This window comes from Streptococcus cristatus, from assembly GCF_019685515.1.
GTDB lineage: Bacteria > Bacillota > Bacilli > Lactobacillales > Streptococcaceae > Streptococcus.
In genome coordinates, this window is the sequence record NZ_JABFFN010000001.1 from 82,143 (window position 1) to 97,607 (window position 15,465).

The window sequence follows — 15,465 nt, forward strand, 5'->3', positions numbered from 1 at the left end:
ATGGCAGACATAAAGATTCCAGAAGGAATGACGGAAAAAGAATATTATGAAATCCATGCCAGTCAGGAGGAGTTTTTAGACTGGTACTACAGGCAGGAACTCCCTCAATATGAAAAACCAAGTGTGACAGTGGATATGGTGGCTTACTGCTTTGTCGAAGGAAAGATCAAGCTCTTACTGATCCGTCGCAAGGCCCACCCTTATCAAAACTGCTTGGCTCTGGTTGGAGGCTTTATGGACAAGGGAGAAGATGCTGCACATGCCTGTCAGCGCGAGGTGAGTGAAGAAGTCAATCTCGATCTACCTTTGGAAAAAATCGAGCAATTGATGACCGTATCGACCCCTGGGCGTGATCCACGGGGCTGGACAGTGACCATTGCCCACTTGGTGTACCTACCTAGTCGTGCATTAGACCTCGTTCAGGCAGGAGACGATGCTAAGGATGTTGTTTTCGTAGATGTCGATTTTCAGACGGGGAAATGCTTCCTAGAGGGAGTGGAGCTGGAGGAGCAAGCCTTCGCCTTTGACCATTATGCCATTATCCAAGAATCCATCAAACGAATCCAAGGCCGTCTTGACTGGAATCCGACCTTCCTCTATCTGCTGGAGGAAGAGTTCACTGTCTACGAAGGGACTGAACTGGTCAATCTCATCAATCCTGGTCGGCCCATCGTCAGCAATAACTTTCTCGTAAAATACGGAGAATATGTAGAAGAAGTCGGGCTCAAACGAGTACCTAAAAAGAAACCAAGAAAAACCTATCGATTGAAATAAAAAGTAAGGCCGGGACAAAGTTTCCGACCTCTTTATTTATCATCATTTTTATGAATGGCTATCTTTCTTAGAATTACACAAGAACGATGCAAAAAATAGGACTCTAATCTAAAAAATTTCCTATTTTTTCGTTTCGATTACGAATTGAAATAGTGGAGGGAACAATTTTTAAAATAGGTTCTCTAAATAGTTGACAGATTCAAAACCTAATGTTACAATTATGTTACAAAAAGATTTCTTAATATTTCAAAAACGTTACAAAGGAGTAAAAAATGAAAAAGAAAACCTATATCAAATTGATGGCAGCGACTGTGTTGGCTTCTACCTTGCTACTAGGAGCTTGTGGAAATAAAAACGAAACCACTCAAACTAGTAGCTCTGCAAAGACAAGTCAATCATCAAGCTCTAAAGCAGCTTCTTCTAGCAAAGAAAGCAAGACTCAAAAATCTTCAAGCTCAGCTTCATCTGAAAAGGCCCAGGCATCTTCTGGTCAGTCTTCTACAGCGGCGGATCAGTCACAAGCGAAACCAGCGCCTGAATCAAGACAAGAACAAGCAGCCCCTAGTCAGCAAGCTCCATCTCAGGCACCTTCAACTCAGCAAGGCTCTCAAGCCCAGTCTAACCAGTCAGGCTATGATCCAACAACTGACCGCAAACTTCAAGACAAGCAAGCAGAACACAACAAACGCTACAAGGGAGTTTTAACCATGGTGGATGGTGACTTCTCAGCTGCAGCAGGCAACTGGAAGGGAGCGAATGGCGAAACTATTACGGTTTCATCAGGGGGCCAATTTACAGTAGAAACTGCAGAAGGAAATAAAGAAAACTACTCTATTAGAGGCTACTCTTACACTCTTGATGATGGCAAGTATAATGCTAAAATCGGAGGAGGAAAAATCATCCAAATTACAACAGGTGCGGATGGTAAAGTTTCAAGCGTTGCCTTGATTCAATAATAAAATTTGGTGTTTTAACTCTTACTAGAAATCGTTCTGTAAAAGAGTGAGTCAACTGTTTTTCACTTAGTTTCTCCAAGAGAAAGTGGTATAATAAAAAAATCAAAGGAAAACGAGTGATAATACATGGCGGATAAATTAATCTTACCTCAAAACACACGATTGATGGGAGTATTTCTTGGATTTGTAGGTGGTTCTTTGGATGTGTTTTGCCATATTCAATACCATAGTTTGGTAGCGACACAGACAGGGAATATTCTCCTACTGATATCTGATTGGCACGACTCAAATGTTACCAATACGATGCTACGATTCTGCTCCATTATTTTCTTTTCTCTAGGATTTCTGTTTGCATTGCACATGAAAGAATACCGCAAAACGGCCTACTGGCGGGTTAAGATGCTGCTCCCTTTATTTATTGGAACTCTTATTCTACCTTTCTTTTCACGATTTCCTCTATTAGAAGTTCCTTTCATCGCTTTTGGAACAGGAATGATGATGTTAACATTTACGGGCAGTTTGATTGAAGATCATCCCTATGTCATTTTTATGACGTCTGGAAATTACCGAAAGATGTTGACCGCTTTGTATCGCATTGCTAGAAGAGAAGGAAATATCCAAGAATATCGTCGTCAGGCCTTAAATTATGGGATTGTTGTGGGAAGTTTCATAGTGGGCGCAATCAGCTTGGCTGTATTGATGCATTTTCTTCATGAATGGTCTATATGGATTATCAGCCTCAATTTGTTTTTGATTATGTCCTACTATATAGCTAGAGTGAAGCAATTAGATTTACAAGATGAAAACATATAAAAACGGCAAGACTCATTTTTGAGCTTTGCCGTTTTTGTGAGTTGTAGATGTGAGACTATGCTTTGTCTAGTTGCAAGAGGGCCTCAATTTCTGCAAGAGTGCTAGCTTGTGAAATAGCTCCACGAAGCTTGGCTGCACCAGATGTACCACGAAGGTAGTGAGGAGCGAGGCCGCGGAATTCACGGACTGCAATTTTTTCTCCTTTGAGGTTAATTAAGCGTTTTAAGTGTTCGTAGGCGATTTTCATCTTATCTTCAAAGGTCAAATCAGGAAGGATTTCTCCTGTTTCAAAGTAGTGGTTGATTTGGTTGAAGAGGTAGGGATTTCCCATGGCTGCTCGGCCAATCATAACTGCGTCAGCACCAACTTCTTCGATGCGTTGTTTAGCATCTTGAACTGTACGGATGTCACCGTTGGCGATAAATGGGATCTTAGTCAGTGCTTGGGCTACATCGTGCAAGGTCTCGAGGTCTGCGTGGCCTGTGTACATTTGTTCGCGGGTACGGCCATGCATGGCGAGAGCAGAGACACCAGCAGCTTCAGCTGCGAGGGCATTCTCCACGGCTAGGGATGGATCAGACCAGCCGGTGCGCATTTTGACAGTTAGGGGGATATCAAGGACTGATTGGACCTTGTTGATAATAGAGTAGATCTTGTCTGGGTCCTTGAGCCACATAGCGCCAGCTTCGTTCTTCACGATTTTGTTAACTGGGCAGCCCATGTTGATATCGACGATATCGGTCTTGGTGTTTTCTTGGATGAATTCTGCTGCGCGTGCGAGGCTGTCTTCATCACTACCAAAGAGTTGGATAGAAACGGGATTTTCGCCTTCATCGATGTGAAGCATATGTAGGGTTTTTTCGTTGTTGTATTGGATTCCCTTGTCAGAGACCATTTCCATGACAACGAGTCCAGCTCCGAGCTCTTTTGCGATGGTACGAAAGGCTGAGTTGGTCACGCCAGCCATGGGTGCTAAAACAGTACGATTGGGAATCTCAACATTGCCAATCGTAAAGGGTGTATTAAGATTTGTCACGAATGAGTTCCTCCAGGTCGTTTTCATCAAAGTTGTAAGTAGTTTGGCAGAATTGGCAAGTGATTTCTGCCCCGTGGTCTTCCTCTTTCATTTCCTCTAAGTCTGAGCTTGGAAGGCTGGCAAGAGCGTTCATAAAACGGTCTTTGCTGCAGTCGCATTGGAAACGAATTTCTTCTTCAGATAGACGTTTGTAAGATTCGTCACCATAGATAGCCTTGAGAAGGGCTTCGATATGGTCGTCGCTTTCTAGAAGAGTTGAAATGGCTGGCATTTCTTGGATGCGTTTTTCAAAGCGGGCAATCTCTTCCTCTTTGGCATTTGGCAATACTTGTAGTAAGAAGCCACCAGCGACTTTGACCTTGTCGTCTTTATCCAAAAGAACATTGAGGCCGACGGCTGAAGGAGTTTGTTGACTTTCGGTCAGGTAGTAGGCCAAGTCTTCACCGATTTCCCCAGAGATGAGAGGAGTCATGGAGTTGTAAGGATTTCCAGTACCGTAGTCTGTGATAACGAGAAATTGACCGTTTCCAACAAAAGGTCCAACTAGGACTTCACCCGTTGCAGTCTTTTTGATGTCAACACCAGGATTTTGAACGTAACCTTTGACATTACCCTTGGTATCTGCGACAGTGATGATAGCACCGAGAGAGCTCGTTCCAAGAACTTTAACCGTTAGCTTGGTATTTCCTTTTTCATTGGCTGCGAGAATTTGGCTAGCGATAAGGGTACGACCAAGTGCGACAGTTGAACTGGCTTGAGTTTGATGTTTTTCTTGAGCAGTGCGGACGGTTTCTGTGCTGTCAAGGACAAAAGCACGAAAGGCTCCGCTTTCTGATATAGTTTTAATAATCTTATCCATACCTTCTATTTTAGCATAAAAATGCCCAAAGGGGGAGCCGTGTGTTTGCTGTCAATTTTTAAACTGTTTGATTTGTGATGACTGGTATAGGAGATTTATAGAAATGGAAATTTTTGTTCACATTTACTGTTAACATTTTAATTTATCTTAAAATAACCTAAAACGAACTTTTAAGTTATGGTAAACAGTTGAAAAAAAGGTTGATAAAGTGGTAAAATGTTAGGAAGATAAGTTACTAATAGTGCGTATTTGTAGTTGATAGAAATGATATATTAATGGATAGCTTATGAAAAAACAACGAAACCTACATGTATTTTTAGGCCGGACGGCCCTATATTTTGTAATCTTGCTTGGCTTGCTTTATTTTTTTAGTTACCTTGGGCAGGGACAAGGTGGCTTTATTTATAATGAGTTCTAGTTTAAAGGAGAAAAGGAACAGTGTCTAATAAACCGATAAAAGATATGATTGAAACGATTGAGCACTTTGCTCAAACACAGCCAACATATCCTGTCTATAATGTTTTAGGTCAAGAGCATACTTATGGCAATCTGAAGGCTGATTCAGATAGTTTAGCTGCAGCTATCGATCGACTTGACTTGCCTGAGAAATCTCCAGTCGTCGTTTTTGGTGGTCAGGAATATGAGATGTTGGCTACCTTTGTAGCGCTGACTAAGTCGGGCCATGCCTACATTCCAATTGATAGCCATTCGGCCTTGGAACGAGTTTCTGCTATCGTAGAAGTTGCAGAGCCAAGCTTGATTATTGCTATTTCAGATTTTCCATTGGAGCAAGTCTTTACGCCAATGATGAATCTAGCTCAGGTTCAAGAAGCTTTTGCTCAAGCTTCTAGCTACGAGATGACCCATCCAGTCAAGGGAGATGATAATTACTACATCATCTTTACTTCTGGGACGACTGGTAAGCCAAAGGGAGTGCAGATTTCCCATGACAATCTCCTCAGCTTTACCAACTGGATGATTACAGATAAGGAGTTTGCGACGCCAAGTCGTCCACAAATGCTGGCTCAGCCCCCTTATTCTTTTGACCTATCTGTCATGTACTGGGCACCGACCTTGGCACTGGGTGGTACACTTTTCGCTCTTCCATCTGCCATTACTCAGGACTTCAAAAAACTCTTTGCGACGATTTTTTCATTGCCAATCGCTATCTGGACATCAACGCCTTCCTTTGCAGATATGGCCATGTTGTCAGAAGACTTCAATAGCGAGAAAATGCCAGGGATCACGCATTTCTACTTTGATGGTGAAGAATTAACGGTTAAAACAGCTCAAAAACTGCGCGAACGATTCCCAAATGCCCGTATTATCAATGCTTACGGTCCAACAGAAGCGACAGTAGCCCTATCAGCTGTTGCTGTAACAGAAGAGATGTTGACGACTCTTAAACGCCTTCCAATCGGCTATACCAAGGCTGATTCTCCAACCTTTGTCATTGATGAGGAAGGTAAGAAACTGCCAAATGGTGAACAGGGAGAAATCATTGTTTCTGGACCAGCTGTTTCAAAAGGCTATATGAACAATCCTGAAAAAACGGCGGAAGCCTTCTTTGAGTTTGAAGGCCTTCCGGCCTACCACACAGGGGATGTAGGAACCATGACAGAGGAGGGCTTGCTTCTCTATGGCGGACGCATGGACTTCCAAATTAAGTTTAATGGCTATCGCATTGAGCTTGAAGATGTCTCTCAAAACCTCAACAAGTCTCGCTATATCGAGTCGGCTGTTGCTGTCCCACGTTATAACAAGGACCACAAGGTACAAAATCTACTGGCCTATGTCATCCTAAAGGACGGCGTTCGTGAACAGTTTGAACGTGATATCGATATTACCAAGGCTATCAAAGAAGACCTAGCAGATATCATGATGTCTTATATGATGCCGTCTAAGTTTCTCTATCGAGATAGTTTGCCGCTAACGCCTAATGGTAAAATTGATATCAAGGGCTTGATTAACGAGGTAAACAGTAGATGATGGAGCTTTATAAACAGCTACCTCATTTGGAACCTTATGGTGATCTTCAGTACTTTTTATACGTAATTGCTGCGACTTTACCTATCTTTATTGGTCTTTTTTTCAAGAAACGTTTTGCCTTGTACGAGGTGCTCGTTAGTCTCTTCTTTATCGTCACCATGTTGGTAGGTGGAAAGACGAATCAAATAAGCGCTCTTATCCTTTATGTTATCTGGCAAGTACTTCTTGTATCTTTTTACAAAAGGTATAGGAAACAACGGGATAGTAAATGGATATTTTACCTAGTTAGCTTTTTATCTCTATTGCCTATCGTCTTTGTGAAAGTATCTCCTGCTATTCATGGACCTCAATCTTTGTTTGGATTTTTAGGGATTTCTTACCTAACCTTTCGTGCTGTTGGGGTTATCGTTGAGTTAAGAGACGGTGTCATTAAGGATTTAACGATTTGGCAATTCTTACGTTTTCTTCTCTTTATGCCGACTTTCTCGAGTGGTCCCATTGATCGTTTTAAACGCTTCAATGAAAATTATGAGACCATTCCTGAACGGGATGAGTTAATGAACATGCTAGAAGGGGCTGTCAAGTATATCATGCTTGGCTTCCTTTACAAGTTTATCTTGGCCCATGTTTTGGGAGAGATATTACTGCCTCCGCTGAAAAATTTGGCCTTGCAGACAGGCGGTTTCTTTAATCATTATGCTCTGGCGGTGATGTATACTTTTGGTCTAGACTTGTTCTTTGACTTTGCGGGCTACTCTATGTTTGCCTTAGCCATCTCCAATTTGATGGGGATTCATAGTCCCATCAACTTTAACAAGCCTTTTTTGTCAAGGGATTTAAAGGAGTTTTGGAATCGTTGGCACATGAGTCTGTCTTTCTGGTTCCGTGACTTTGTCTTTATGCGGATGGTCATGGTGTTGACCAGAAAGAAGGTCTTTAAAAATCGCAATGTCACTTCAAGTGTAGCCTACATTCTCAATATGCTGATTATGGGATTTTGGCATGGTGTGACCTGGTACTACATCGCCTATGGACTTTTCCATGGGATTGGGCTAGTCATCAATGATGCATGGGTTCGTAAGAAAAAAGCGCTCAATAAAGAACGGAAAAAAGCTGGAAAGGGTTCCTTACCTGAGAATCGCTGGATTCAGTTGCTTGGCATGGTTGTCACCTTCCATGTCGTGATGGTTTCATTCTTAATCTTTTCTGGATTTTTGAATGATTTATGGTTTAAAAAATAAAAGGATATAAAAAATGGATATCAAATCAGAAGTTATTGAAATTATTGATGAGTTGTTTATGGAAGATGTTTCTGACATGATGGATGAAGATCTTTTTGATGCCGGTGTCTTGGATAGCATGGGGACGGTTGAATTGATTGTTGAGATTGAAAATCGTTTTGACATTCGTGTTCCAGTGACGGAGTTCGGTCGTGATGACTGGAATACGGCTAATAAAATCGTAGAAGGTATTACGGAGTTGCAGAATGCTTAAACGCTTGTGGCTGATCTTTGGGCCTATCTTCATTGCTGGATTTTTGGTTCTTCTACTCATCTTTTTTTATCCAAGTACAACAAGCCATAATCTGACGGAGGAGAAATACTCCGCGGCTTCTATTAGTACAGAGAGCTTTAAGGAGAGAAGTCAAAAAGTGAGGGCTCTTACGGATCCAAATATGCGTTTTATTCCTTTTCTAGGGTCCAGTGAATGGATTCGATTTGATAGTGTCCATCCAGCTGTTTTAGCAGAGAAATACCATCGTCCCTATCGTCCTTACTTTTTAGGTCAAGCAGGAGCAGCTTCTCTAAATCAATATTTTGGTCTACAGCAAATTTTGCCAGAAATAGAGAATAAGCAGGCGGTATTTGTGATTTCGCCTCAGTGGTTTACGGAGACAGATTATGAACCCGCAGCGTTTCAGAGATTTTTTAACAGTGACCAGTTGACAGCTTTTCTGGAAAATCAGTCTGGTGATATTGCTGCAAAGCATGCGGCTATTCGATTGTTAAAGCAGAATCCTAATGTTGCATTAAAAGGCATTGTTCAAAAACTGTCAAAGGGTGAAGAATTATCAGAGGTTGATCAAGTTGCTATTGATATTTTTGCGCGATTCAATGAAAAGCAATCCGCTCTCTTTGGACAATTCTCCATTCGAGGAAAACTCAAGTACAAGGAACACGTGGAGAACTATTTAAAAGATCTTCCGGATCAATTTTCTTATGATGAGTTAGAAAAAATTGTTCGTAAGGACGCAGAAGCAAATACGACCAATAACGATATGGGGATGGAAAATCATTTCTATACGAGAGAGGTTAAAAAGGATTTAAAAAAATGGGAAGGGTATCAAAAAAATTACAACTTCCTCAAGTCCTCTGAGTACAATGATTTGCAGCTGGTCCTCAATCAATTTGCTAAATCAAAGGTCAATGTGCTCTTTGTCATTCAACCGGTCAATAAGAAATGGATGGAGTACACAGGGCTCAGCGAAGAGATGTATCAACATGCAGTGGAGAAAATTCGTTACCAATTAGAAAGTCAGGGTTTTACCAATATTGCTGATTTTTCAAAAAATGGAGGGGATCCATATTTTGTTAAGGATACCATTCATCTAGGATGGTTGGGTTGGCTGGCTTTTGATAAGGTTGTCAATCCTTTCTTGACGGATCCGAAACCAGCTCCAGACTACAAGATGAATGACCGCTTCTTTAGCAAGGACTGGGCGACCTATGATGGGAAGATCAAAGATTTCCAATAAAATGAGCTAAAAGTTTGGGATTTGAACCCAAGCTTTTTTGTTTAAATAGCGAATGTTTTAGATGAAAATAAGTCAAAGGTTTCAAATTTTCTAGAAATATCGTATAATATAAAGGAAAAACGAAAAGAAAAGGATTTTAAAATGAACAAACGTTCTTTGTTACCTGTCTTGTCGACAGCCCTGTTAGCTCCAGCCTTCTTAGCTGGACAAGTCTATGCTGAAGAAGCAACAACTCCTGCAGAAAGTTCAGCTGTTGTAGCGACTCCTGCCACGTCGGAGACTCCTACTTCTGTGTTGAACCCTGCAGCGCCAGCAACTCCAACAAATGAGGTAGAGACTCCAGCAACCGTTGCATCTGCAGAAGATCCGGCAGTTCCTGTTGAATCTACTAAAAGCGAAGAAAAGGACACCGTTATCTTACATACTAATGATGTTCATGGTCGTATCGTAGAGGAAAAGGGAGTAATTGGAGATGCCAAGTTAGCGACTGTCATTGAGCAGGAGCGTGCAAAATCAAATCAAAATACTCTGGTTGTTGATGCGGGAGATGCTTTCCAAGGTTTACCGATTTCCAACTCTACGAAGGGTGAAGCGCGTGCTGAAATTCTCAATCAGATGCAGTATGATGCCATGGCAGTAGGAAACCATGAGTTTGACTTTGGTTTGGACGAAGCTAAGAAATACAAGGAAATCTTGAAATTCCCATTACTTAGCTCAAATACTTATGTCAATGGAGCTCGTCTTTTTGAAGCTTCTACAATTGTTGATAAAGATAAGACTGTGGAAGGTGATGAATTTGTTGTAATCGGTGTGACAACACCTGAAACCGCTACAAAAACCCACCCTAAAAACATTAAAGGGGTAACTTTTACAGATCCAATCTCTGAAGTCAATAAGGTCATCGAAGAAGTTCAAGCCAAGGCTCGTACAGAAGGTAAGGACTACAAACACTATGTTGTGCTCGCTCACCTCGGTGTAGATACCACAACTCCAATCGAGTGGCGTGGTTCAACCTTGGCAGAAGCTCTATCTAAAAATCCTCGTCTCAAAGGCAAACGTGTGACAGTTATTGATGGGCATTCTCATACGGTAGCTTCCACAACTTATGGCGACAATGTTACCTATAACCAAACAGGAAGCTACCTTCATAATGTTGGGAAGGTTATCTACAAATCACGTCAGCTTTTGGGCAATCCTACGTTGATTGCAGCTGCTGATGCTAAGAAATTGACTGCCAATCCAAAAGTTGAAAAACTAGTCAAAGACATTAAACAAAAATACGATGCTGAAAATGCGGTTGAGATTGTTTCAAACAGTCCTGTAGAACTCAACGGTGATCGTGAAAATGTTCGGGTCCGTGAAACCAATCTCGGAAACGTCGTGGCAGACTCGCTCTATCAGTATGGTCAAACAGGATTTAGCCATCCGACAGACATCGCTGTGACAAATGGTGGTGGCTTGCGTGAAACCATTGCAAAAGGCAAACCAATCACTAAAGGAAATGTCATTGCCGTTCTTCCGTTTGGAAATACCATTTCACAAATCCAAGTGACGGGGCAACAAGTCTTGGATATGTTTGAAAAATCACTCGGATCTATCTTGCAGGTCGATAAGGATGGCAAGAAGGTCTTGGATGAGAACGGACAACCATTGCTAGAACCAAGTGGTGGCTTCTTGCAAGTTTCAGGTGTGAAGGTCTACTATGATACCAATCTACCATCAGGTAAACGTGTCTTGGCCATCCAGGTCAAAAACCGCACAACTGGTCGTTATGATCTCCTAGACCTCGCAAAAACCTACTATCTTGCAACTAATGACTTCTTAGCTGCGGGTGGTGATGGCTACACTATGTTGGGTGGCGCGCGTGAAGAAGGCCCATCTATGGATGCAGCTTTTGAAGAATATTTGAAAACTGCTGATTTGACCCAGTATGAAAAGATTAATCCGAATTCACGGACGATTTCTGTGGACTCTACAACTTTTAGTCTGCCGGTAGAAACATCTCAAACGAATGCAACTGCTAGCGATGCGACTACGAATGTGCCATTGACTTATGAGGTGGCAGGTCAATTTAGCAAGAAGGCAGTTGTCTCAGAAAAAGCTCTCCCAAATACAGGAAGTGAACAGTCCATCTTCTTGCTCTTGATGGGAATGGTAGCTGGTTTGGCAGGTATCTTATCGAGCCGAAAACCAAAGCTAAAATAGGTTAAATTTCATATCTAAAAGAGTCTAGGGAAACGTTTTTACGCCTTTTTCCCTTGACTCTTTTTTGGTTTATGATATAATTAACCAGTAAAGAATCGGTGGCTATCTAAGTTTTTTTACGGAAAAGATAGCTAGGGAAGGAGTAACACATGAGACAGCTTGCACAGGAAATCGATACCTTTTTAAACGAGGTGATCTTGAGATCTGAGAACCAGCATGAAATTCTGATCGGGCATTGCACGAGTGACGTAGCCTTGACCAATACTCAGGAACACATCCTCATGCTCTTGTCGGAAGAATTCCTAACTAACTCGGAGCTGGCCCGTCGCCTTAATGTCAGTCAGGCGGCAGTGACCAAGGCTATCAAGTCTTTGGTCAAAGAGGGCATGTTAGAGACATCGAGAGATCCAAAGGATGCGCGTGTGATTTTTTATCAACTGACAGAGCTGGCTCGACCAGTGGCAGAGGAACACCACCATCATCATGAACACACGCTCTTAGCCTATGAACAAGTGGCAAGTCAGTTTACTCCAAATGAACAAGAAGTTATCCAGCGGTTTTTAACTGCTTTAGTAGGAGAAATCAAATAATGCGGTATATTACAGTAGAGGACTTGTCTTTCTATTATGACAAGGAACCTGTCCTCGAGCATATTAACTATAGTGTTGATAGTGGGGAGTTTGTCACCCTGACTGGTGAAAATGGGGCTGCCAAGACGACGCTTATCAAGGCGAGTCTGGGCATCTTGCAGCCGAGATTTGGCAAGGTAACCATCTCAAAGACAAACACTCATGGGAAAAAGCTTAGGATAGCTTATCTCCCGCAGCAAATTGCTAGTTTTAATGCAGGATTTCCAAGCACAGTTTATGAATTTGTCAAGTCGGGTCGCTATCCGCGAAAGGGCTGGTTCCGTCGTTTGAATGCCCACGATGAGGAGCATATCAAGGCCAGTCTAGACTCAGTTGGTATGTGGGAACATCGTGACAAACGAATTGGCTCCCTCTCTGGTGGGCAAAAGCAACGAGCGGTGATTGCACGGATGTTTGCTTCTGACCCAGATATCTTTGTCCTGGATGAGCCGACGACAGGGATGGATGCGGGGAGCAAAAATGAATTTTACGAACTCATGCACCATAGTGCCCATCATCATGGCAAGGCTGTTTTGATGATTACCCATGACCCTGAGGAGGTCAGGGACTATGCGGATCGCAATATCCACCTGGTGCGCAATCAAGACTCTCCGTGGCGTTGTTTTAACGTTCACGAGAGTGACCAGGAGGTGGACCATGCTTAGTTTGTTATCTTATGACTTCATGCAGCGGGCCTTCTTGGCTGTCATTGCCATGAGTCTCTTTTCACCAGTCCTCGGGACCTTCCTTATCTTACGTCGTCAGAGTTTGATGAGTGATACTCTTAGTCACGTTTCCTTGTCAGGGGTTGCCTTTGGTCTGGTTTTGGGGATTTCTCCAACGATTTCGACTATTGTCATTGTCTTGATAGCTGCGGTCTTTCTGGAGTATCTCCGGACAGTCTATAAGAACTTTATGGAAATAGGAACTGCCATCCTCATGTCAACAGGGCTTGCAGTCTCCCTTATTGTGATGAGTAAGGGGAAAAGTTCGAGTTCCATGAGTTTGGACCAATATCTCTTTGGTTCGATTGTGACCATTAGCCAGGAGCAGGTGATTTTCCTCTTTGCCATTGCGGCGGTCGTTTTACTCTTGACTTTCTTATTCTTGCGTCCAATGTATATCCTGACTTTTGATGAGGACACGGCCTTTGTGGATGGCTTGCCAGTTCGTACTATGTCCATCCTCTTTAACATGGTGACAGGGGTGGCGATTGCCCTTATGATACCAGCGGCAGGAGCCCTTTTGGTGTCGACTATTATGGTCTTGCCGGCTAGCATTGCCCTTCGTTTGGGGAAAAACTTTAAATCGGTTATGCTGCTTGCCAGTGCTATTGGTTTTTTGGGAATGGTGGCAGGTCTCTATATTTCCTACTATGCGGAAACACCTGCCAGCGCTAGTATCACCATTATCTTTGTAGCTGTCTTTTTGTTAGTCAGTCTACTGAAACGTTTTATCAAATAGGAGAATGAAATGAAAAAAATTAGCTTACTACTAGCTAGTCTATGTGCCTTGTTTTTAGTGGCTTGTTCCAATCAAAAGCAGGCAGATGGGAAGCTAAATATCGTGACAACCTTTTACCCTGTCTACGAATTTACCAAACAAGTCGCAGGAGATACCGCTAATGTAGAACTTCTAATCGGTGCTGGTACAGAACCTCACGAATACGAACCGTCTGCAAAGGCAGTTGCTAAAATCCAAGATGCAGATACCTTTGTCTATGAAAATGAAAATATGGAAACTTGGGTTCCAAAATTGCTAGAATCCTTGGATAAGAAAAAAGTGAAAACCATCAAGGCGACAGGTGATATGCTCCTCTTGCCAGGTGGTGAGGAAGAAGAGGAAGGGCATGATCATGGCGGTGAGGGTCACCATCACGACTACGATCCCCACGTTTGGCTTTCACCAGCACGTGCTATCAAACTGGTAGAGCATATCCGTGACAGCTTGTCAGCAGATTATCCTGATAAAAAAGAGACTTTTGAGAAGAATGCTGCTGCCTATATCGAAAAATTGCAAGCCTTGGATAAGGCATACACAGATGGCTTGTCTCAAGCCAAACAAAAGAGCTTTGTGACCCAGCACGCTGCCTTTAACTACCTTGCCTTGGACTACGGTCTCAAGCAAGTATCCATCTCAGGTCTCTCACCAGATGCAGAACCATCGGCAGCACGTTTGGCAGAATTGACAGAGTATATCAAGAAAAACAAGATTTCTTATATCTACTTTGAAGAAAATGCCTCACAAGCCCTCGCCAATACCCTCTCAAAAGAAACGGGCGTCAAACTAGATGTGCTCAATCCGCTAGAAAGCCTGACAGAAGAAGCAACCAAGGCTGGTGAGGACTATATCTCTATCATGGAGAAAAACCTCAAGGCTTTGAAGCAGACAACAGATCAAGAAGGACCGGAAATCGAGCCAGAAAAGGAAGAAAACACCAAGACAGTTCACAATGGTTACTTTGAGGATGCAGATGTCAAAGACCGCACCTTAAGTGACTATACTGGTAACTGGCAGTCTGTCTATCCTTTCCTTGAGGATGGAACTTTTGATCAAGTCTTTGACTACAAGGCTAAGTTGACTGGCAAGATGACCAAGGATGAGTACAAGGCCTACTATACAAAAGGCTATCAGACAGATGTGACTAAGATCAACATCACGGACAATACCATGGAGTTTGTTCAAGGTGGACAAAGTAAGAAATTTACGTATAAGTATGTCGGCAAGAAAATTTTGACTTATAAGAAAGGCAATCGTGGTGTGCGCTTCCTCTTTGAAGCGACAGATGCGGACGCTGGACAGTTCAAGTACGTTCAGTTTAGTGATCACAATATCGCTCCAGTTAAGGCAGAACATTTCCATATCTTCTTTGGAGGCACCAGCCAAGAAGCCCTCTTTGAAGAAATGGATAACTGGCCAACCTACTACCCAGATAACCTATCTGGTCAAGAAATCGCCCAAGAAATGTTGGTACATTGATACAAGAGAAGATCCCGCAAATCTGCGGGATTTTTTGCTAGAAACGATTATCTGAGTAGGTTGCGGGCGGTATAGTACTACAGCTGTGCTGTACGCAATTTGATAAAGTTCATTTTCTACTGGCTGCTTCTCACTAGCTGACGAATGCAAAAGCTACGATTGTACAAATTATAGAATCTTTTCAAGGGATTTAGGAAGGCATCTTAGTCATATTGACGCTGCTATCGCTTTTTGTTATAGTCAAAGAGAGAGTGGTCTGGAACAATAGTTTATTCACAGTCTGTGGATAAGTCTAGGGGGAAATGATATACAACTCAGGGTGTTGAAGTATCCTGATAATAGTTCCGTATATTAGTGACTTGCTAGAGAGCTGGCAGAAACCCTGGTACAAAGCTATTTGATAAAGGTCTGTTTAGGGTGAAAGCTTCCAAGTCTAAGAGCTGGAGTCTGAAAAGACTAGTTTTTAGGTA

Annotated in this window: 15 protein-coding genes; 13 read left to right on the forward strand and 2 right to left on the reverse strand. The window is 42.4% G+C overall.

What is annotated here, in order from left to right; translation table 11 throughout:
• The 3 genes from FOA33_RS00390 to FOA33_RS00400 all read left to right on the forward strand — a co-directional run bounded on the left by FOA33_RS00390 (position 1) and on the right by FOA33_RS00400 (position 2,543).
• A complete protein-coding gene (locus tag FOA33_RS00390) occupies positions 1 to 774 on the forward strand; it encodes an NUDIX domain-containing protein (protein ID WP_000763405.1) in 774 nt (257 codons plus the stop codon).
• A 272-nt stretch (positions 775 to 1,046) separates the two neighbouring features.
• The gene (locus tag FOA33_RS00395; protein ID WP_084852839.1) at positions 1,047 to 1,730 is read left to right on the forward strand and encodes a hypothetical protein; all 684 of its coding nucleotides are present in this window, start codon (positions 1,047 to 1,049) and stop codon (positions 1,728 to 1,730) included.
• Positions 1,731 to 1,856: 126 nt separating this feature from the next.
• The gene (locus FOA33_RS00400; RefSeq protein WP_084853126.1) at positions 1,857 to 2,543 is read left to right on the forward strand and encodes a YoaK family protein; all 687 of its coding nucleotides are present in this window, start codon (positions 1,857 to 1,859) and stop codon (positions 2,541 to 2,543) included.
• Positions 2,544 to 2,598: 55 nt separating this feature from the next.
• Here FOA33_RS00400 and dusB read toward each other — a convergent pair whose 3' ends face one another.
• Together dusB and hslO are read right to left on the reverse strand one after the other, a co-directional pair.
• Positions 2,599 to 3,579, reverse strand: a complete 981-nt coding sequence (gene dusB / locus FOA33_RS00405; RefSeq protein ID WP_221160288.1) for a tRNA dihydrouridine synthase DusB — start codon at positions 3,577 to 3,579, stop codon at positions 2,599 to 2,601.
• Positions 3,566 to 4,438: an Hsp33 family molecular chaperone HslO gene (gene hslO / locus FOA33_RS00410; RefSeq protein ID WP_084853128.1), complete on the reverse strand. Its 873-nt coding sequence runs from the start codon at positions 4,436 to 4,438 to the stop codon at positions 3,566 to 3,568. The genes dusB and hslO overlap by 14 nt, the downstream gene beginning before the upstream one ends.
• A gap of 286 nt (positions 4,439 to 4,724) precedes the next feature.
• Between hslO and FOA33_RS00415 the strand changes: the two genes are divergently transcribed.
• The 10 genes from FOA33_RS00415 (at position 4,725) to adcA (ending at position 14,995) form a co-directional block, all read left to right on the forward strand.
• A complete protein-coding gene (locus FOA33_RS00415; protein WP_007518064.1) occupies positions 4,725 to 4,856 on the forward strand; it encodes a teichoic acid D-Ala incorporation-associated protein DltX in 132 nt (43 codons plus the stop codon).
• Positions 4,857 to 4,876: 20 nt separating this feature from the next.
• Positions 4,877 to 6,427: a D-alanine--poly(phosphoribitol) ligase subunit DltA gene (dltA, locus tag FOA33_RS00420; RefSeq protein ID WP_221160289.1), complete on the forward strand. Its 1,551-nt coding sequence runs from the start codon at positions 4,877 to 4,879 to the stop codon at positions 6,425 to 6,427.
• Positions 6,424 to 7,668: a D-alanyl-lipoteichoic acid biosynthesis protein DltB gene (gene dltB / locus FOA33_RS00425; RefSeq protein ID WP_221160290.1), complete on the forward strand. Its 1,245-nt coding sequence runs from the start codon at positions 6,424 to 6,426 to the stop codon at positions 7,666 to 7,668. The genes dltA and dltB overlap by 4 nt, the downstream gene beginning before the upstream one ends.
• Positions 7,669 to 7,681: 13 nt before the next feature.
• A complete protein-coding gene (gene dltC / locus FOA33_RS00430) occupies positions 7,682 to 7,921 on the forward strand; it encodes a D-alanine--poly(phosphoribitol) ligase subunit DltC (RefSeq protein ID WP_000351973.1) in 240 nt (79 codons plus the stop codon).
• Complete coding sequence (gene dltD / locus FOA33_RS00435; RefSeq protein ID WP_221160291.1) at positions 7,914 to 9,182, forward strand: D-alanyl-lipoteichoic acid biosynthesis protein DltD; 1,269 nt, start codon at positions 7,914 to 7,916, stop codon at positions 9,180 to 9,182. The genes dltC and dltD overlap by 8 nt, the downstream gene beginning before the upstream one ends.
• Positions 9,183 to 9,323: 141 nt before the next feature.
• The gene (gene nt5e / locus FOA33_RS00440; protein ID WP_221160292.1) at positions 9,324 to 11,387 is read left to right on the forward strand and encodes a cell surface ecto-5'-nucleotidase Nt5e; all 2,064 of its coding nucleotides are present in this window, start codon (positions 9,324 to 9,326) and stop codon (positions 11,385 to 11,387) included.
• A 149-nt stretch (positions 11,388 to 11,536) separates the two neighbouring features.
• Positions 11,537 to 11,977, forward strand: coding sequence for a zinc-dependent transcriptional regulator AdcR (gene adcR / locus FOA33_RS00445; protein WP_221160293.1), 441 nt, complete (start codon positions 11,537 to 11,539; stop codon positions 11,975 to 11,977).
• Entirely contained in the window at positions 11,977 to 12,681 is a 705-nt protein-coding gene (locus tag FOA33_RS00450; protein WP_221160294.1) for a metal ABC transporter ATP-binding protein, read from the forward strand. The genes adcR and FOA33_RS00450 overlap by 1 nt, the downstream gene beginning before the upstream one ends.
• Positions 12,674 to 13,480 (forward strand): metal ABC transporter permease, encoded by an 807-nt coding sequence (locus tag FOA33_RS00455; RefSeq protein ID WP_139659041.1) that lies wholly within the window; start codon positions 12,674 to 12,676, stop codon positions 13,478 to 13,480. The genes FOA33_RS00450 and FOA33_RS00455 overlap by 8 nt, the downstream gene beginning before the upstream one ends.
• A gap of 9 nt (positions 13,481 to 13,489) precedes the next feature.
• The gene (gene adcA / locus FOA33_RS00460) at positions 13,490 to 14,995 is read left to right on the forward strand and encodes a zinc ABC transporter substrate-binding lipoprotein AdcA (RefSeq protein WP_221160295.1); all 1,506 of its coding nucleotides are present in this window, start codon (positions 13,490 to 13,492) and stop codon (positions 14,993 to 14,995) included.
• Positions 14,996 to 15,465: the final 470 nt, after the last annotated feature.

Bases quoted from the DNA above. Each gene is read 5' to 3' on its own strand.
- FOA33_RS00400 (WP_084853126.1), top strand. From the start codon at position 1,857: ATGGCGGATAAATTAATCTTACCTCAAAACACACGATTGATGGGAGTA.
- FOA33_RS00450 (WP_221160294.1), top strand. From the start codon at position 11,977: ATGCGGTATATTACAGTAGAGGACTTGTCTTTCTATTATGACAAGGAA.
- FOA33_RS00395 (WP_084852839.1), top strand. From the start codon at position 1,047: ATGAAAAAGAAAACCTATATCAAATTGATGGCAGCGACTGTGTTGGCT.
- dltC (WP_000351973.1), top strand. From the start codon at position 7,682: ATGGATATCAAATCAGAAGTTATTGAAATTATTGATGAGTTGTTTATG.
- nt5e (WP_221160292.1), top strand. From the start codon at position 9,324: ATGAACAAACGTTCTTTGTTACCTGTCTTGTCGACAGCCCTGTTAGCT.
- adcA (WP_221160295.1), top strand. From the start codon at position 13,490: ATGAAAAAAATTAGCTTACTACTAGCTAGTCTATGTGCCTTGTTTTTA.
- FOA33_RS00390 (WP_000763405.1), top strand. From the start codon at position 1: ATGGCAGACATAAAGATTCCAGAAGGAATGACGGAAAAAGAATATTAT.
- dltD (WP_221160291.1), top strand. From the start codon at position 7,914: ATGCTTAAACGCTTGTGGCTGATCTTTGGGCCTATCTTCATTGCTGGA.
- FOA33_RS00455 (WP_139659041.1), top strand. From the start codon at position 12,674: ATGCTTAGTTTGTTATCTTATGACTTCATGCAGCGGGCCTTCTTGGCT.
- dltB (WP_221160290.1), top strand. From the start codon at position 6,424: ATGATGGAGCTTTATAAACAGCTACCTCATTTGGAACCTTATGGTGAT.
- adcR (WP_221160293.1), top strand. From the start codon at position 11,537: ATGAGACAGCTTGCACAGGAAATCGATACCTTTTTAAACGAGGTGATC.
- hslO (WP_084853128.1), bottom strand. From the start codon at position 4,438: ATGGATAAGATTATTAAAACTATATCAGAAAGCGGAGCCTTTCGTGCT.
- FOA33_RS00415 (WP_007518064.1), top strand. From the start codon at position 4,725: ATGAAAAAACAACGAAACCTACATGTATTTTTAGGCCGGACGGCCCTA.